Origin of the sequence: Neorhizobium lilium, from assembly GCF_004053875.1 — a bacterium.
Taxonomy (GTDB): domain Bacteria; phylum Pseudomonadota; class Alphaproteobacteria; order Rhizobiales; family Rhizobiaceae; genus Neorhizobium; species Neorhizobium lilii.
The window spans coordinates 72396-88345 of sequence record NZ_SBIP01000008.1 but is presented as its reverse complement, the minus strand read 5'-3'; the positions used below and the strand labels follow the sequence as shown (position 1 = coordinate 88345).

Annotated in this window: 21 protein-coding genes and 1 tRNA gene; 11 read left to right on the top strand and 11 right to left on the bottom strand. The window is 57.7% G+C overall.

From position 1 onward, the window contains the following. The first annotated feature begins 21 nt into the window (after positions 1-21). The 5 genes from EPK99_RS24990 to EPK99_RS24970 all read left to right on the top strand — a co-directional run bounded on the left by EPK99_RS24990 (position 22) and on the right by EPK99_RS24970 (position 5152). On the top strand, positions 22-429 hold the full coding sequence (locus EPK99_RS24990; RefSeq protein ID WP_128445813.1) for a hypothetical protein: 408 nt from the start codon (positions 22-24) through the stop codon (positions 427-429). Continuing rightward, complete coding sequence (locus EPK99_RS24985) at positions 422-2482, top strand: phage tail length tape measure family protein (protein WP_128445812.1); 2061 nt, start codon at positions 422-424, stop codon at positions 2480-2482. The genes EPK99_RS24990 and EPK99_RS24985 overlap by 8 nt, the downstream gene beginning before the upstream one ends. Positions 2483-2788: 306 nt before the next feature. Beyond that, positions 2789-3364 (top strand): hypothetical protein, encoded by a 576-nt coding sequence (locus EPK99_RS24980; protein ID WP_128445811.1) that lies wholly within the window; start codon positions 2789-2791, stop codon positions 3362-3364. Next, positions 3361-4185 carry a hypothetical protein gene (locus EPK99_RS24975; protein ID WP_128445810.1) on the top strand — a complete coding sequence of 275 codons (825 nt, stop codon included), beginning with the start codon at positions 3361-3363 and terminating at the stop codon, positions 4183-4185. The genes EPK99_RS24980 and EPK99_RS24975 overlap by 4 nt, the downstream gene beginning before the upstream one ends. A gap of 253 nt (positions 4186-4438) precedes the next feature. Further along, entirely contained in the window at positions 4439-5152 is a 714-nt protein-coding gene (locus EPK99_RS24970; RefSeq protein ID WP_128445809.1) for a hypothetical protein, read from the top strand. A 51-nt stretch (positions 5153-5203) separates the two neighbouring features. Here the strand turns inward: EPK99_RS24970 and EPK99_RS24965 are convergent, their stop codons facing one another. Continuing rightward, positions 5204-5848 carry a hypothetical protein gene (locus EPK99_RS24965; protein ID WP_205909139.1) on the bottom strand — a complete coding sequence of 215 codons (645 nt, stop codon included), beginning with the start codon at positions 5846-5848 and terminating at the stop codon, positions 5204-5206. Between the two features lie 540 nt (positions 5849-6388). Here EPK99_RS24965 and EPK99_RS24960 point away from each other — a divergent pair. Next, a complete protein-coding gene (locus EPK99_RS24960) occupies positions 6389-6880 on the top strand; it encodes a hypothetical protein (protein ID WP_128445807.1) in 492 nt (163 codons plus the stop codon). A gap of 3 nt (positions 6881-6883) precedes the next feature. On the opposite strand, the gene EPK99_RS24955 is transcribed toward EPK99_RS24960, so the two are convergent. The 5 genes from EPK99_RS24955 to EPK99_RS24935 are packed head-to-tail and all read right to left on the bottom strand — an operon-like array spanning position 6884 to position 9266. Then, on the bottom strand, positions 6884-7846 hold the full coding sequence (locus EPK99_RS24955) for a site-specific integrase (protein WP_128445806.1): 963 nt from the start codon (positions 7844-7846) through the stop codon (positions 6884-6886). Between the two features lie 23 nt (positions 7847-7869). Then, complete coding sequence (locus EPK99_RS24950; RefSeq protein WP_128445805.1) at positions 7870-8109, bottom strand: hypothetical protein; 240 nt, start codon at positions 8107-8109, stop codon at positions 7870-7872. Between the two features lie 39 nt (positions 8110-8148). Next, positions 8149-8718, bottom strand: a complete 570-nt coding sequence (locus EPK99_RS24945) for a hypothetical protein (protein ID WP_128445804.1) — start codon at positions 8716-8718, stop codon at positions 8149-8151. Then, the gene (locus EPK99_RS24940) at positions 8711-9028 is read right to left on the bottom strand and encodes a hypothetical protein (RefSeq protein ID WP_128445803.1); all 318 of its coding nucleotides are present in this window, start codon (positions 9026-9028) and stop codon (positions 8711-8713) included. The genes EPK99_RS24945 and EPK99_RS24940 overlap by 8 nt, the downstream gene beginning before the upstream one ends. Positions 9029-9032: 4 nt before the next feature. Further along, positions 9033-9266 (bottom strand): helix-turn-helix domain-containing protein, encoded by a 234-nt coding sequence (locus EPK99_RS24935; RefSeq protein WP_128445802.1) that lies wholly within the window; start codon positions 9264-9266, stop codon positions 9033-9035. Positions 9267-9371: 105 nt separating this feature from the next. Here EPK99_RS24935 and EPK99_RS24930 point away from each other — a divergent pair, with 105 nt between their 5' ends. From EPK99_RS24930 to EPK99_RS24915, 4 genes are all read left to right on the top strand, one after another. Beyond that, the gene (locus tag EPK99_RS24930) at positions 9372-9575 is read left to right on the top strand and encodes a hypothetical protein (protein WP_128445801.1); all 204 of its coding nucleotides are present in this window, start codon (positions 9372-9374) and stop codon (positions 9573-9575) included. A 65-nt stretch (positions 9576-9640) separates the two neighbouring features. Beyond that, on the top strand, positions 9641-10207 hold the full coding sequence (locus tag EPK99_RS24925) for a hypothetical protein (protein WP_128445800.1): 567 nt from the start codon (positions 9641-9643) through the stop codon (positions 10205-10207). Beyond that, positions 10204-11007 carry a hypothetical protein gene (locus EPK99_RS24920; RefSeq protein ID WP_128445799.1) on the top strand — a complete coding sequence of 268 codons (804 nt, stop codon included), beginning with the start codon at positions 10204-10206 and terminating at the stop codon, positions 11005-11007. The genes EPK99_RS24925 and EPK99_RS24920 overlap by 4 nt, the downstream gene beginning before the upstream one ends. Continuing rightward, on the top strand, positions 11004-11423 hold the full coding sequence (locus EPK99_RS24915; protein WP_128445798.1) for a hypothetical protein: 420 nt from the start codon (positions 11004-11006) through the stop codon (positions 11421-11423). The genes EPK99_RS24920 and EPK99_RS24915 overlap by 4 nt, the downstream gene beginning before the upstream one ends. A gap of 246 nt (positions 11424-11669) precedes the next feature. On the opposite strand, the gene EPK99_RS24910 is transcribed toward EPK99_RS24915, so the two are convergent. From EPK99_RS24910 to EPK99_RS24890, 5 genes are all read right to left on the bottom strand, one after another. Further along, the gene (locus EPK99_RS24910; RefSeq protein WP_128445797.1) at positions 11670-12089 is read right to left on the bottom strand and encodes a PIN-like domain-containing protein; all 420 of its coding nucleotides are present in this window, start codon (positions 12087-12089) and stop codon (positions 11670-11672) included. A gap of 12 nt (positions 12090-12101) precedes the next feature. After that, a complete protein-coding gene (locus EPK99_RS24905) occupies positions 12102-12782 on the bottom strand; it encodes a hypothetical protein (protein WP_128445796.1) in 681 nt (226 codons plus the stop codon). A gap of 164 nt (positions 12783-12946) precedes the next feature. Continuing rightward, complete coding sequence (locus EPK99_RS25855; RefSeq protein WP_245582566.1) at positions 12947-13132, bottom strand: pyocin activator PrtN family protein; 186 nt, start codon at positions 13130-13132, stop codon at positions 12947-12949. 167 nt (positions 13133-13299) lie between these two features. Further along, a tRNA-Arg gene (locus EPK99_RS24895) sits at positions 13300-13376 on the bottom strand. 54 nt (positions 13377-13430) lie between these two features. After that, positions 13431-14594 (bottom strand): M20 aminoacylase family protein, encoded by a 1164-nt coding sequence (locus EPK99_RS24890; protein WP_128445795.1) that lies wholly within the window; start codon positions 14592-14594, stop codon positions 13431-13433. A gap of 152 nt (positions 14595-14746) precedes the next feature. Here EPK99_RS24890 and EPK99_RS24885 point away from each other — a divergent pair, with 152 nt between their 5' ends. Continuing rightward, on the top strand, positions 14747-15931 hold the full coding sequence (locus tag EPK99_RS24885; protein ID WP_128445794.1) for a D-alanyl-D-alanine carboxypeptidase family protein: 1185 nt from the start codon (positions 14747-14749) through the stop codon (positions 15929-15931). Positions 15932-15950 lie beyond the last annotated feature (19 nt).

Below are 15950 nucleotides of genomic sequence, written 5' to 3'. Positions count from 1 at the left end.
ACGGGTTTCTCGGGAGCGGCTATGGCCAACGACAAAATGACGCCAGAAGCGGTCGCGAACCTTGAATCCTATCGACGGCGGAAAGATGCCGAGCGAGCTGACAAGATCGATACCCGCTTCTTCAACATGAACCGGTCTCGGATCTTCCACATCCGGCCGTCCCTCCCGACGGAAGCTGTTCCAACGGTTGAAGGGCTGCCCGTCAACAACGCTTGCCTGATGATGATCGATCGGCAGCAGAAGAATGTCGAGCGTCACTGGATGCCTCTCAACCTCCTCAGTGTTCCAGATGAGGAGCAGTTTCTTGGATGGTTATGGGTAAAGTGGAAGCTCGCCAAAACCGAAGGAAACGATCTGGACATATCGGTGTCTGAACACAAGCAGGCTCTTGTCGAAACAGGCAACTGGAAGGAGCCTGTTGATGGCTGACATTGCAACACTAGGCATCGAAGTCAGAGCGCCAAATCTAGGCAAGGTCAAGAGCGATCTTGATGCTATGTCCGGCGCTGCCGCCCGAGCCGAGGCGGCAACAGAAGGTCTAGCCGGTGCAAACCGGGGTGCTACCGGAGCAGCAGCAGCGGCAGCCCATGCCTACGCGAACGAGGGAACCGCCGCGGCTTCTGCATCGAAGCAAATCGAGTTGATGAACCGGGCCGCCAATCAAAACCGTGGCGCCGGCGGGCGTGCCAACGTCGGCAACATCGCAGCTCAGTTCCAAGACATCGCCGTAACCGCAGCAATGTCGATGAACCCGCTTCAGATCGCGCTCCAGCAGGGCACTCAGCTTGTCGGGGTCCTTGGAGCGATGGAAAACCCGGTCAAGGGCTTGGCGACGGCCTTCCTATCTCTCCTGTCGCCGCTATCTCTGGTGACGATTGGGCTTGTTGCGGCCGCGGCTGCCGGTATTCAGATGGTCAACTGGCCAAAGGCGGCCGGAGCCGCGTTGCGTGGGCTCGCGGGGGTGCTCGGGACAATTGCCCCTTATGCGATCGGCGCGGCCGCTGCGCTCGCGCTGCTCTATTCTCCGGCAATCATCGGCGGAGTGATCCAGCTAATAGCTTTGCTTGGACGCTTGGTCGTCCAGCTAGCCGCCGTAACCATTGCGTTCGCGGCTGCGAACCCCGCTGTAGCGTTCGTTCTAGGGATCACTGCTGCCGTTGCTGCTGCAAACATCTTTCGCGATGAACTCGCTCAGATCTTCGGGCGCGATATTGTCGCAGATGCGAAGAGCGGGGTGAACGCGATTATCGGTGCGTTCATTGGGGGGTATCAAGGGATCAAGGCGGCTTGGTCCGCTCTGCCCAGTGCGCTCAGTGACGTGGTCTATTCGACTGCAACAGCTGTGATCAAAGGCATCGAGTCTATGGTCAACGCTGTAGCCTCAAAGATCAATGATTTCATCGCCGGCATAGAGGGCACCCTAAAACAACTCCCATTCGGCATGGGAGAAGGCGTCACCATGGGCCGACTGAATGACAAGATGGATTTTGGAGGTGTGACAAATCCAAACCCGGGAGCGGCGGCTGGACTGCAGGACGGCGTCATGTCCGCGATTAAAGGTGCTCAAGGCAAGGATTATCTTGGTTCGATTGTCGCCGGTATCGCCTCCGCTGCCGGGAAGGGGTCCGCGGCGCTGAAGGACCTGGCCGGGTGGATGACAAAGGTAGATGACAAAGGCAAAAAGAAGGGTGGCGCCGGCGGCAAATCCGAAACCGAGAAATACAGCGATATCGTAAACGGCGCGAACCGCCGGATCGCTTCTCTGAAGGCTGAAAGTGATGCCATCGGCATGACGGAAGAGGCCGCGGCCAAGCTTCAGTACCAACAGGACTTACTCAACGAGGCTCAGTCCAAGGGGATCACTCTTACCAGTTCACAACGTTCTGAGCTCAGCGAACTGGCCGGCAAGATGGCTGGCATCGAGAGTGAAACCCGGCGTGCCAAGGAAGCTCTTGATGACGCCAAGGACGCTACGAAGGGCTTCCTTGGCGATCTGCGGCAAGGACTGATGAACGGCGAGGGGTTCTGGAAGTCCTTTGGCAGCGCGGCGCTCAATGTATTGAACAAAATCTTGGATAAAATCGAAGGCCAGTTGGTCGACGCCCTTTTCTCCCTTGGGGGCAGCGGCTCATCTTCCAGGGGCAGCATATTCGGCTCCCTGCTGGGGGGCATCGGCAAACTTTTCGGTTTTGCCAACGGTACGCCATCCGCTCCAGGTGGCCTTGCGTGGGTAGGGGAACGCGGACCCGAGATAATCAACGTCCCGCGCGGTTCGCAGGTGGTTCCAAATCACCGGCTAGGTTCGGTTGCTCCGGCAAACAGCAACCACCCCGAAAAGGTAGATATCAACGTCAACGTGTCTGGAGCCCGCGGCAATCAGGAAATCCAGGAGATGGTATCTGCTGGCGTTCGCAATGGGATAGGCCAATACGACAAGGGCCTACCTACCCGCATAGGCGAGATCAATGAGCGGACAGGCTAAGAAAGGAAGGTCATGCCACAAATTGTAGGACTAGCGAGCTTGCTTGTCGCCATCGGCGTACCGGCCTCGATTGCTGGGCCCCTCGCGATGAGCCCGGGGGACACCTCAGTTGCGGAGGCGATTGAAGGGTTATGGTTGCGTCATGTCTGGCCGCATGACGTAAAAACCAGAAATGAACTCCTCTTGCGCCTATCGGGTCCAAATGGGGCCAGCGGCAAACTCACAAAGCACATCCGCGCCATAGCACTGCAGTTAGCAAAACGCAGTGGGGGGCCTCTACACTCTCGGAGAGGCCCGCTCTCGCCGTTGGACACCATCACGCCAGAGATGGCACTGGTGCGAGAAGAGATGGAAGGCGATAAACCAGGGCTGTTCATGCAGCTTCTGGGGGAGGGAAACTGGCCGCATCTAGCTCTTGGTCGATGCTTAGAGCCGATGGTTGTCGAGGGCTCACTTATGTTCACGGATAGCCGATTAGACATACGGAAGGGCGACCTTGTGGCTTACGCTTCACAAGGTCTGCCCGCACTTGGTTGCAAAGTCTTCTTGGGAGATGCGGCAGGAACGGTGTTCTTCTGGTCAAACCAGCCCGCCGCAGTCTACTGCTTTGATTACCGGCAGTTGGTTCACGTTGCGCGGGTTTCCTATGTCAAGACGCCTGGCAAACCGGTCGCTGATCCCCGTAACCTGGATTACGCTTCGCTGCTTCCGGAGCCCGCACGCGACGTGATCGCACGACTAGATGACCTACCTTTTCTAGGGCCAAAAGAAGCTGACCTCTTCAAGGCACTGGCGATTGTGCATGAAGGTATCGCAGATGCATTCTCGGCTTTGCCAAAGGAAAACCTGATGTTTTTCTCTAATCTGAGGTCGCGGAAATGACTAGTGATAATGGTCATTCTCGACAGCAGAAGATTGAGCGGCTTATTCGGCTGTCTGAGGGCAAGAAGCCCGCGGAGATCGACAAGGAGCTGGCTGTCGAATACGATCCTACACCGGATGAAGTCGAGGCCATAAAGGCGTTCCTCGCCGGCCGTCGGTTGCCTCAATACAAGGCCCTGAACGGGATCATCAAGTTGGTTATTGATCATCCTCGCCAGGAGATCGGGATGGCTGTCCTGATGCAGGCAATGGGCATCAGCGATGAACGTCTATTCTATGGCTTCATCGCCCAGCTCACCAATGCTGTCTCGAGCGATGGCGTAGCGGATATCACGGCACTCAACACCGCTATTGCGACCGTTGCTGGGATCGAGCCACGCGACAACCTGGAGGCCACGTTGGCTGTCCAGATGGCAACCGTCCACGTCGCGGCAATGCGGCACTCCCGGCTTATGCTAACTGCCGACACGGTGGAGCGCCTGGAGCTGCAGGAGCGTACCGTCAACAAACTCATGAGGACCTTCACGAGCCAAATGGAAGCTCTCCGCAAGCATCGCAATGGCGGTAGCCAGAAGGTCGTCGTCGAGCATGTCCACGTCCATGAAGGAGGCCAGGCCATCGTCGGAAATGTCACCCACGGGGGGGCGGGTAGAAAAGAAAAGGGTTCGCAATCCCATGAACAGCAAGATCTATCCGTATCAACTAGCGCCTCGGTGCTCAGCCACATCGAGGCGCACAGGATGCCCATGCCAAGCGCCAGCGGAGAGGGGAAAGCACGTGTGCCGCTTTCACGGGGCGAGGGCAGGGGCGCCAAAGGGTAAGCGTAACGGCGCCTACAAGCACGGTAGGTTCACCTGCGAAGCCTTGTCCGATCGGAAGCTGATTGCAGAGATCGGCCGTCGGCATCGCGAGATCCTGTCACTTATCAATGACAACTGAAATCGATTGGATTGCGCAAACCAATCAATATGGTTTATAGGTTCATCCTGCGACCACGGATGAACTGGCGCGAAAAATCGGGCCGGCCCTTCTGAGGGTTCGGCCTTTCTTTTTGCCTCGCGCCCGGAGATCCCCATGCTGCACATGAACATCATCGATCCCGTCTCGAAAGTGTCGATCGACGATCATCCAGAGCCTGAAAAGCTAAACACTGGGCGCGCTGCGCGGGTGAAAGCGGTCTGCGACGAGTTCGATATCGAGATCATCCCGGGCAACGATTATCCGAAGCCTGGACAGGTCCGCGCCACGGCGACGATCGACCGCATCATGGCGAAGTATGGGGAAGGCCATATGCGGCTTGTCCTGTCGACACTCAGCGAAACCAAGGGCAATCATGGCCTGATGACACAGACGTCGCTATGGGCAACCAGCGACCTCATACGGGCGTGTCAGGAATGGGTCGACGCCGATGTTTCCTCATGGCTTGCGGCATGGGACCAGATCCCAATGGGCTTCCTTCTCTGGCATTGCAATGAGCTTTCCGGCATTTCGCATCAGCGCCACGCCCTGGCCGGCGCCATGTACGTCATGCTCGTGCACTACAGCCGCGGACGGAAGGCAGGCAAGGATATCGACTACTCGTTTATGCGGCGGATCCAGAAGGCGGAAGGAATGCCGTCGCCGCGTGAGACAAACCAGCAAGAGGCCATCGCACTGGGTCTCGAGTTCATTCGCGTGAAGGAAAGCTTGCCAGCGGGAGAATGGCTCCCATGGCTGCGCGACAATGCCGGCGTGAGTTATGCAACGGCGCTAAAGTACATGAGCCTTGCGCGATCTGTCGCCGCTTGAATGGCCTGAGGCATCGGCCTAGTGGCCTGCGTAGTCGCGCGCCGCATTGCACTACTTGAAGAGAGACTTTACCCAATCGACCATCCCGGCAGGCTTGTCGGAAAAGACGACCGAAAAGCCGAATGTTTCCGTCTTATTGGTGAGCATTGAAGCGACTGGTAATGAGTAGGTGGCAGTCTTGCCGTCTTCCGAGAGCTTACCCGTCGTCTCGATGATCTGAGGGGCGGTGATCGTCCATTCAAGAACACGGCCTGACGTCGCCCCTAGGAGCATGGCCTGCATCCGTTCATCATCGCCGGCCTTCTTGGGCATCGGCGGAATAGCAAGCTCTAATCGCTTGTTGTCGCCCTCGTCGGTTAGCTTCATGGCAAGCTGTCCAGATTGCTTTCCGCTATCACCTGACAAGAGGTTTCCTTTGGCTAATGCCGCAAAGATCTTCTCGGTCGGTCCCTCAACCGATATCGTGCAGACCACATCTCCCTTTTCCGTGGAGCGTTGAGCGGATCCAGTAAAGCCTTCGGGCATCTTGCCGGGTCCAAGTTCAGCGCAGAATGTGTCCGCTTTGCCTTGAGAGGCCATTCCGATCAGCGCCGCGTCGACGCTCATCTCCCAGCGGAGCTTAGAGGTGCCGTCATCACCCACGATAATGTCCTGCTGCATCTCGAAGCAGCCAGGTAATACGAACAGCGCAGACAAGAGCGCAATAGTCTTGATTTTCATGAAATCCCCCAGGAACGCCCAAGCCTACTAAGGGCCGCAGGGACGTCTGTCGTCAAGGATCTTATCGTAGCGATAAAGACGGTTATCGCGAGCCATATGGTCGCTTGACCTTCACTTGCTGTTCGGCAAGTCTTACGCCAAGAGTTGGCTTCCGCACCAGCGTGTGGCCGCAGGGGGGGTGAATGTGCGTTTAAGGCGAACAGCAGTGGTCTGTGCAGCTATGATGCTGGTTGTTGCGTCTCAAGCACTCGCGGCTTCGGCCCCTAAGGGTGAGTGCCAGAACCTGGGGAAGATGTACGGGCTTTTCATGAGGGCATCGTTGCAATGCAACTTTCCAGAATCTGCCGCGATCCGGAAGACGATCAGTCGCCTTAAGAAGGTTTGCCCGAACGCTACAGAAAAACAGGCCCGCGGTTACGTGGCTTCTGGTTTCGCGGAATTTGACAATCAGCTGCGCAGGGATGGCGAGGCGAAAACCTGCCGTGAAGCCTACGTGTTCATGGAAGCGGTAGGGCGATGACAACATTTGAAGTGGTTCGAGACGTCCTGCTGTTGGGTCTCGGACTTTTTGGAACGGGCCTTTCCATCTTCAATTACATTGACGCGAAATCGAAGGACAAGCGACAGATCCGAGTGACCCTGTCGTCCGCCATCCCTACCTATCATGACGGGTCCCTCGGTCTCACGTACGCCAAGCTAGAAGCGACAAACGTAGGATCGCGAGACGTCGTCGTGAGCAGCATGTTTATTGAAGCGTCCCGTGGCGGCAGGCTCACATCATTTGAACAGGGCGTGTTCCCAGGCGTTGCCGATACGATCTTGCCTACCCCTCTAAGCGATGGCCACTCAGCGCACCGCTTCTATGCATACCGCGACATAGGCGAGGCATTGATCGGAAGTGGCCGCACTGGAAAGCAGACGATCACGCCGGTATGTGAGGATTCTTCAGGTGCTCAGCATCGCGGAGAGCCGTGGGAGGTAACGCCGGAGGAGCTTCTAGGGATGTGACTCCTAGAGGAAACCGTCGCCGGCATGGTCCTTGAAACGATCGGCCCGCCGCACGTATGTTTCCACCGTCCGCGGGTCGCGATGCCTGGTCACTTCCATGATGCGGCTGATCGATGCCCGGTTCTCGGCAGCCGACGTGACGAAGCCGGCGCGCAGCGAATGCCCAGATAGTTTCTCGAAGTCGAGCCCGGCCGCCTCCGCATACTTCTTCACGATCAGCGCCACCGACTGCGCAGACAAAGGCTCGTCCGTCAGGTGGTCGCCACGGTTGATGCGGCAGAAGATCGGGCCGGTGGTGATGCCGGCCGCACCAAGCCACTCAGCGAGCCTATCAGCGGGTTTCAGCGCCTTTCCATTCAGCACGGCCACCGACTGACCTTTCGCTTCCTGGTCGGTCTTGGACTTCAGCAGGAAGACATCCACACCCTCATCCGAGAAAGTCAGATCCTCGACGGTGATAGCCACCAGCTCCGACCTACGGAAAGCACCGGCAAAGCCTAGCAGCAGCAGAGCCCTGTCACGCTTGCCCTGGAGCGTCTCAGGCTTAATGCGCGCCATCAGCGCATGGATCACGTCAACAGTCGCTGGTGCCTTCTGGCGAGGCGCTGTGCCCACTGTGCGGCGGATGCCCTTGAGGATGGCGGACACGCCTGCATTGTCTGTCGGGTTCTCCTCGCCAGCGCCGCGGTGGAAGAACCGTATGGCGGCAAGCTTGCGGGCGATCGTCGGAACCTTCTTGCCGGAAGTCGCCAGCGTCGAGGCATAGTTCGCCACGGTGGCAGGTGAGGCCGGCAGGTGAGGGCGCTGCCGCGATGCGCACCAGCCTTCAAACTCCAGCCAGTCGCCGCGGTAGGCCCGCATGGTATTCACCGACAGTGCAGCGCGGCCGTAGTCGAGAGCATCGGCGCTGAGATCGGATGCAGCGTCCAAGCCAGGCTGCGGGCTCACCAACGTCAATGCGGACATATCATTCCCCTATAGTTAAACGCTCACAATGGTTGGGTATCGTCGCCCCAAAGATCAGGGTCGATGAGCCGATCAAAGTCGCTCTTGCGCCACACCCGGTATTTGCCTTTGCCGCTGCCATATTCCCGCCAAGGCAGCGGCCATTCTTTCCCAACGCGCTTCAGAAACGCCTCGACGGAGCTCTCTCCGACATAGGCAGCCGCGTACTCGTCTCGAAGCAACGCTGGCCACGCCCCTGTCGGAATAACTGTCTTTCTAGCCAATCTTGGATCCTTGATTGGTAGCGATAAGGGTTCTTCTCGCTACGGCTGATCGTCGTAGCTCTTGCGTATTTCATTGCGATAGTGAAGCCATTTTAACGGTTCACTGAACAGATCCGGCGCCACGGAATTAGGGTCACCCAATACCTGACGACCTATCTCTACTATCTCTTGCCGGTGCTTCTGTATGAGCATGAAAGCGTCGCGCCGCCTCAAGTTTGCAGTGGATGCGGTATTCTGCTGGAGAAGTGCAGAGATTTTGCTCTCTGTTTTGATCATCGCCTTGGCTACTTTATCGGGTAGGAGGAGGTAGGCAGTCGATATTGCCTGCTGGTAGCTGGTACGCGCGGCACTTAGTTCGTTCTCTGCTGCCTCACGGAGCTTCGCCTTTTCGAAATCGATGTAAGATTGAGGGCCTTCCTGCACTATTGTGAGAGCGCGCTCCATGCTGAGCAGGGCGTTCAGTATTTCACTGAAGGCAGCCTCTTTTCTCTCCCACGTCTTTTCAGTCTTGTGCCTACCGAGAGCCCAGCTGACAGTTAATCTTGCTACCAGGACGGCACCTACAAACTGGGTCCCAAGCTTGAGAACTTCAAAGCCTACATCATTCATTTGCTTGCCCTCGCGTCGACCTGCCAGCGATCTCTGCCATGGCCAAACGAAGTGCGACGACTGCAGTCTCGGGGGGCACCTTGAACCACTCGCCGAACACCCTCGCGCCCTTTAGCAGCTCCATCGTGCGGGCCTTGACCTTGTTGGCCGTGCCGACAGGAACTTGAACCGTCTCAATCACCGTAAGCGCGTAGTCGCTTACAAGCTGGAGGCTGTTCAGTTGCGCGCCAGGGCCAGTTGAGGCGCTTACGCGGCATATGCCGGCCTCGCTCGCCATCACATACAGGTACCGTTTGCCATAGATACCCATCGGTTCAATCCTTCGCCAGCTTGAGGCGTGCCCCTGTGTAGTCGCCGTTGGTGATCTCGACGTTATGAGCAGCGTAAGCGGCCTTGATCTTCTCCTTGGTGGCTCCTGTGGCTGTGCCGCTTGTCTCGAAACGGTGAACTGTCGAGAAGGCAATTCCAGCTTTTTCAGCGAGCTCACGCACCGACCATTTCAGGATCGCGCGTGCCGCTCTGTTCGCTTCTGGTGTGAGCTCAGCCATATAATTCCTCTTTTTGAATACAAGTGTATCTAATTCGCTTGACGATCACTACGCTTGTAGCTATGAATACACCTGTAGGCAAATCACAGCAAGGGAAAACATGCCATGACCCATAAGATCGTTAATGCTGCTTCGGCTCGCCTTTCCAGCCTCTTCACCCTCCCAGCCCTGAAGTCCGCATTCGAGCGTGCCGAGCGCGACAACGGCGCAGCACTTACAGTGCCGGCTCCTCGCCCGCCTCGGTTCATCGGTGGTGCTGGTGCCTCGATGCAATGGCGCCGCAACCTCGAAGCTCTTGAACTCGCATAAGCGCAAAGGTGCCTGTGTGATGCAGGTGCCTGACTGATCTCATCCTGACAATCTGGAGACCTATCATGCCGAACAATCCTGTTCAGGCCGCCGGCGAAGCTATGCCGGAAGGACCGTCATCTGCCTATGTCGAAGCTTGGGCGCTATGCCGCGCACTTGGCAACCAGCTTTCAGCCGCGCTCACCGAGGTCAACAAACACGGTAACAACGTCTTCGCCTACGTGCTTCCCTCAGGCCATGACCACACGCTGTGCTTCGGTGAAATTGACAGGCTGGACAGCTTTGTCGAACTTCCGGTCGATCGGGTTGAGCGGCTTTCCTTACAGCTCGCGACGGCTCTCGATCAGTGGAACGCGCAGACGAACACACCTTTCATGGCTCATGTGCCTCCGACGTCCAGCGGTCGGACCTTCTACTACGAGAACATGCATCGGGACCGGGAGCTGCCAAAAGGGTCTGAGGCGGCAACGCGCTTGGGGAAGATCCTTGCTGAGGCTGGCCGCATCATCCGTGACAATCCTCAGCTCACGATCGACCGCATCAACATTGATCGACACGGGGTTTACACAGCCCAGAAGGTCCCGGGCGTACCTCCTTTGACCGACGCGGAAGCGGAGGAGATGTTCAAATGACCAACCTAACCCGTCGCCAGTCGCTTGGCCTTCTTGCCGGCGCTACCATCCCTCCAACCGCTGCGCTCTCCGCTCCTATTGCGGCAGCCATACCGGTCGAGGAAAGCCCGGAACTCGTGCGCGCCTACGATGATGTGGTCGCTGCCAGATGCGAGCTGCAGGCCGCGCAGCAGGCCCTCGAATGGCTAGCTGATGAGTGGCGCCACCGTTGGCCATCGGCGCCCGAGCAAATTCTCGGGTTCGCCAATGCGGACAGAAGCAGTGGCAATGATTACGCTACGGCTGAAAAGGACATAGCTGGTCGGTTCATCTATAGGGACACCAGCGAGCTCACGTCCCGGATGCCGAAGAAAATGCGGCAGGAGATGCCGCGGACCTGCTTTGGCGTCGAAAGACCCGAGTATATCAGGGACATCATCGAGCTCTGGAAACGGCCGAACGTCGCGCGAACCGCTGCCGCATTAGCCAGGAGGGAAGCAGAGCAGAAGAAGGCAATAGCGAGACTTAGCGAAAAGCTTCGCTTGTCCGAGAGCTACTTTGCTGAGACTGCCCGCCTGCGCGAGACCTCTGGTGTCGATGCGGTACAGGAACGCATCTCCGCAGCGGAGAAGGCGGTTGAGGAAGCACTTGATAGGGTATCCCGTATCCCAGCGCTGACCCACTATGGCCTTCGTATAAAAGCCTGCGCCATCGGCAATGATCCGGACTTTGAACGCTGGCTGCGCATTCCTGGCACGATCGGAGAGCTCGCCCGCCTCCTGGACGCAATCCTCGCTATCTCCATGAGGCAATCAGCATGAACCAGCGTGTCATCATCACCACCCGCGAGCGGCTGGAAGCCAAGATCGAAGAACTGATCGGACTGCTCGATCTGCTAGACGGCGATCCGGACATCGAAGAAGAGAACGAACACGGCGGGAACATCCTCGACGTACCGCATGACGCGATCGACGAAGGAAACGATGAGCCTACCCTCGGCTGGGCAGAGAGGGACGGCCAAGGCCTTCGGATCGGGATAGACTGCGGGCCTGGTGATATCGCCCGCGATCCGAACGACACCGACGATATTGGCGTCACGGGGGAGCGGCGGGACCTTCGTTTCAACGGCGACGGCCACCACATCGGCCGAAAGCTGATTTGCGACAAGATCAAGGATCGGCGCAAGTTGGAAACTGCTTTGGATAAGACGCGGGTTTCGCCAGCCTACGGGAACTAGCTGTGACCATGGAAAGGTAACTGCTGGTTACCTTTTAGCTTTTCGCATTAAGGAGGGAATTCGTCACCTTTTACGACCGTCTCGGACTGGTCGCGAGAATACCATTTATCAACAGCTATCCAGCGATCGACCCAACGTTGCAAGCTCGCTTTTCCACTCGACAATGCTTTGATCTTCCACTTGGCTGTGTTCCCACAGCACCCCGAACGATTAGGGAAGACAGCACCGAAAGTGACCCTCACAACCTCAAAGAGGCAGTGACCTAAGTTTTGTCGTCCGCTTCATCGGCACTTCGTGCATCGACGGCGCTGCCAATATCTCAGTTAGCCTCTGCATTTCCGGCCAATGCCATAAGAGGTTTGACACCACCTGGTTATGCGGTGTCTTCTGATACCCCGGTGCGAGAATGAACCCATGAAGGCCAGCTGAGCGAAGCGCCGCTCGTTCGGCCGCATTTTTGAGAACACGCCCGTCGCCGGAAATGAAACTCCAGACTAGCCCAGAAGAACGAAGGTGATCAATCCATTCGAGGTCGGTTGAGCTCCGTCCTTTGGGGAGCTCCGCCAGGTCGCGGATGTGTACAGCTGAGTGACCATAATGGCTAACAAAGCCATGGAGCGTTGATGCGTACATTGGAGAGGTGCAATTGTCGAAAAGGACCTTCAATCTCCGCCACCGTCAGTTCAAGGAGTGCTCAAACTCTACAGCGCGACGAACCGAACTTTCCGGCACGTCGTAAGCAATAGAGGTCTCCTCGATCCCAAACTCACTAGCCGAGGTCGCGAGAACAGTTGTGGGGACACTTGTCACGCCGTCGATCGGCTGACCAAACGCTCGCAGCGGATCGATTATGATGTTGACACGCCGACCGGCCGGATACCAAAGCTTGGGTGAGCCGTGATCATCGAAATCTACGGTCTTGAGAAGGGGGTCTATGATCTCTTTGAATTCGTATTGACGCCGGAACAAGTTGAGCAACCGCTCGCGTTCAACTCCATCCGCATCCTTTTCAAAGACGCGCAGAAGAATGCTCCGACCATCAGTGCGGAAGCGCTCGGCTGACAGCGGGTATTGCTCACCTAAGATCTCCCGGGCATAATTGATCGCTGCCCGTACCTGAATGGAAGAAACACCAGCGCGAATAAATGCGTCTGCGACGCGGATTTCCATCAAGTCCCGAAATCCAAGAATAGTGCGGTCACTGTCATTCAGTTGGACGCTTGGCGTCCAGAGCGCAGGGTACTCCCGACCCTTTAGCGTATGGCCGTTTAGCCAGCGTGATATCTTCGCTGATGGCACATGCAGAAGCCTTCCAGCCTCTGCCGGCGTATACAGCCCAATTCCAATCAATCCATCCATCGAGCGACCTCGCAGAGCTTTAGTTCCAGTGCTACGGCGACATGTCAACTAGAGCCCGGTGCCGTATCGAAAATAATACGCGTTGTTGCGTATGCGAGACTGAGAGCGCTATCCCAAAAACGCGTCGAGCTCGTATTTGATTACCCCCACGCCTCTCATCAATGTCATCCGCTAAGTCCTGAAGGTGGACGTCCTTCGCGGGCCTTATGGCTGGGCTCGATCCGCACGACCGGCAACTTGATCTCCCCAACGCTCGCCTTGCGCGGGAAGCTTTCGACGGCGACGTGAGGGAAATAGTCCTTCACGACCGACACGACGGGAATGATTGCGGTGCCATTGTATGATGCCAATCAGCGGAAGCGTCGTGTTCAGGGTCCGCTCTACAAAAAAGATGTTGCATTTCATGTCGCATGGATTCGCCGGAACCCTCGGGAAGCCAAGGGAAATCAAGGGAAATGGACGCAACATCCTTGCGACATGCATAGCCGTGAAAATTCCACTAAGTGATTGATGATGCTGGTGATCCCAGATGGATTCGAACCATCGGCCTCAGGATTAGGAATCCTGCGCTCTATCCTGCTGAGCTATGGGACCACTCGGGCAGCATCCATACAAGACGCCGCCGATTTGGCCAAGCCCCTTTCCCGCTTACTCGGCAAGTCGTTGTTCGGCCAGCCGTATCCAGTAGGAGATGCCGTAGGCGAGAGCTTCGTCGTCGAAATCGTAGTTCGGATTGTGCAGCCCGGCCGTATCCCCATTGCCGATAAAGATGAAGGCGCCCGGCCTGCGCTTCAGCATGTAGGCGAAATCTTCACCCGCCATGCTGGGATCGACCTCCGTATCTACATTTGGCGCTCCAGCCACCTCGGTCGCCGCGGCGGCGGCATGCTGCATTTCGCGGTCGTGGTTGACGGTTACCGGGCAGTTGCGTTCGTATTCGATCGTCGCTTCGGCGCCATGGGCAGCGACCAAACCCGCGACCACCTGGCGGAGGCGGTTTTCGGCCAGGTCCCGCATCTCTTCGCTTAGCGTACGCACCGTTCCCATCAACATGGCCTTGTCGGGAATGACATTATGGGTGGTGCCGGCATCGAAGCGCGTCACCGACAGGACAACGGAGCGGACAGGGTCGGCATTGCGCGCCGCAATCGCCTGGAGGCTGCCGACAAGCTGGGAGCCGATGAAGATCGGGTCGATCGTCTTATGGGGTTGCGCCGCATGGCCGCCGCGGCCCTTGATGGTGATGGTGAACTTGTCGGGAGCTGCCATGATGCCGCCCTTGCGGATCGCGAACTGGCCGACCGGAATGCCGGGCATGTTGTGCATGCCGTAGACTTCATCGACCCCGAACCGCTCCATCAGCCCGTCTTCGATCATGGTCAGCGCGCCGCCTCCGCCTTCCTCTGCCGGCTGGAAAATCACGGCGACGTTGCCGTTGAAATTGCGCGTCTCGGCAAGATATTTGGCGGCGCCAAGCAGCATGGACATGTGTCCGTCATGACCGCAGGCGTGCATCCTGCCAGGAATTTTCGACGCCCAGGGTTTTTGCGTGAGTTCCGTCAGAGGCAGGGCGTCCATATCTGCCCGCAGGCCGATGGTGCGACCGCCGGTGCCGTTGCCGCGGATGATACCGACGACGCCGGTGCGGCCTATGCTTGTGGCAATCTCGTCCACACCGAATTCCTTCAGCTTCGCAGCGACGAAGGCCGCCGTGTTTTCAACGTCGTAAAGGATTTCGGGATTTTCATGGAGATATCGGCGCCATTCGGTGACTTCGCCCTGAAGTTCGGCGGCTCTGTTCAAAATCGGCATCAGTCTTTCCTGTCCTGCTCACGCACGCCCCAACCATCCTCCCGGAAAGATAGTGCCCGGCAAGATTGACGTAATCAATCTTCTTTGCCATTGCTTGGCCATATAGGCCGCTTATGCGCCACACTCGTTAAGCCATACAAACGAGGGACACCTTGCTCATCTCCCGCCTGCGACCTGTGTTCGCCCAGAGGCTTCTTTCGGCCGTTGCTGCGGCAAGCCTTTTCCTTTCAGCGCAAGCCGCTGCAGCCAATCCGCAAATCATCGTCGATGTGAAGACCGGTCGCGTCATCGCCCACCGGGATGCCTTCGTGAAATGGTATGGAGCATCGCTGACCAAGCTGATGACCGCCTATGTGGCGTTCGACGCATTGAAGAGCGGGCGCATCAAGCTCGACAGCATCGTAACGATGAGCAAGAAGGCGACCGACCAGCCGCCGAGCAAGATGGGTTTTACGCCGGGCACCACCATGACGCTCGACACGGCGCTCAAGATGATGCTGGTGAAATCGGCCAATGACATGGCCTATGCAGTGGGTGAGGCCGTTGGCGGCTCCATGGATCACTTCGTCGAGATGATGAACGCCGAGGCGATCAAGCTCGGCATGAATTCGACCAACTACATCAATCCGAACGGCCTTCCCGGCAAAGGCCAATATACGACGGCGCGGGACCTTGCGGTGCTGACGCTGCGGCTGAAGCGCGACTTCCCGGAATACCAGACCTATTTCGCGCTTGAGGGCATCGATACGGGCAAACGGCAATACCATAACTACAATACGCTGATCGGCCGGTTCGACGGTGCAGACGGCATGAAGACCGGGTTCATCTGCGCCTCCGGCTTCAACCAGATCGGTTCCGCAACGCGCGCCGGCCGCACCGTGATTGCCGTGGTGCTGGGCTCCGACAGCCTGGCTGGCCGCGCTGACGATACGGCAAACCTGCTGCAGCAGGGTTTGAGCGCATCCGCCACCGAGGGAGTGCCGCTGGTTTCGCTGCCTGCCTATGGCGACACCACCAATGTCAACGACGTCAGCGCCGACATCTGCAACCCCAAGGCTGCCAAGGTGCGCAGCGAAACCCGCGACGACGCGGGCCGGACGGTTCAGCACTCGCCCTATATTCACGAGATGGACCATCCGCCGCAGTATTCGATCGCCATGCCGCTGACCGGTGGCGAGCCTCCGCCGCCACCGCCCAAACCTCCGAAGAAAACCGTCGATAAAAAGTCGACGGACAAGAAGGCGGTCGACAAGAAACCGGCAGCGTCGCCGGCGGCTGAAAAGAAAAGTCAGACGGCTGCGGACGTGCCCTTGCCGAACGCCCGGCCGAACCTCTGACGCAGATTTGTTGATAGGG

Excerpts from the sequence above, each read along its gene's own strand:
- EPK99_RS24990 (WP_128445813.1), top strand. The coding sequence starts at position 22 with ATGGCCAACGACAAAATGACGCCAGAAGCGGTCGCGAACCTTGAATCC.
- EPK99_RS24985 (WP_128445812.1), top strand. The coding sequence starts at position 422 with ATGGCTGACATTGCAACACTAGGCATCGAAGTCAGAGCGCCAAATCTA.
- EPK99_RS24975 (WP_128445810.1), top strand. The coding sequence starts at position 3,361 with ATGACTAGTGATAATGGTCATTCTCGACAGCAGAAGATTGAGCGGCTT.
- EPK99_RS24970 (WP_128445809.1), top strand. The coding sequence starts at position 4,439 with ATGCTGCACATGAACATCATCGATCCCGTCTCGAAAGTGTCGATCGAC.
- EPK99_RS24960 (WP_128445807.1), top strand. The coding sequence starts at position 6,389 with ATGACAACATTTGAAGTGGTTCGAGACGTCCTGCTGTTGGGTCTCGGA.
- EPK99_RS24955 (WP_128445806.1), bottom strand. The coding sequence starts at position 7,846 with ATGTCCGCATTGACGTTGGTGAGCCCGCAGCCTGGCTTGGACGCTGCA.
- EPK99_RS24945 (WP_128445804.1), bottom strand. The coding sequence starts at position 8,718 with ATGAATGATGTAGGCTTTGAAGTTCTCAAGCTTGGGACCCAGTTTGTA.
- EPK99_RS24940 (WP_128445803.1), bottom strand. The coding sequence starts at position 9,028 with ATGGGTATCTATGGCAAACGGTACCTGTATGTGATGGCGAGCGAGGCC.
- EPK99_RS24935 (WP_128445802.1), bottom strand. The coding sequence starts at position 9,266 with ATGGCTGAGCTCACACCAGAAGCGAACAGAGCGGCACGCGCGATCCTG.
- EPK99_RS24930 (WP_128445801.1), top strand. The coding sequence starts at position 9,372 with ATGACCCATAAGATCGTTAATGCTGCTTCGGCTCGCCTTTCCAGCCTC.
- EPK99_RS24925 (WP_128445800.1), top strand. The coding sequence starts at position 9,641 with ATGCCGAACAATCCTGTTCAGGCCGCCGGCGAAGCTATGCCGGAAGGA.
- EPK99_RS24920 (WP_128445799.1), top strand. The coding sequence starts at position 10,204 with ATGACCAACCTAACCCGTCGCCAGTCGCTTGGCCTTCTTGCCGGCGCT.
- EPK99_RS24915 (WP_128445798.1), top strand. The coding sequence starts at position 11,004 with ATGAACCAGCGTGTCATCATCACCACCCGCGAGCGGCTGGAAGCCAAG.
- EPK99_RS24905 (WP_128445796.1), bottom strand. The coding sequence starts at position 12,782 with ATGGATGGATTGATTGGAATTGGGCTGTATACGCCGGCAGAGGCTGGA.
- EPK99_RS24890 (WP_128445795.1), bottom strand. The coding sequence starts at position 14,594 with ATGCCGATTTTGAACAGAGCCGCCGAACTTCAGGGCGAAGTCACCGAA.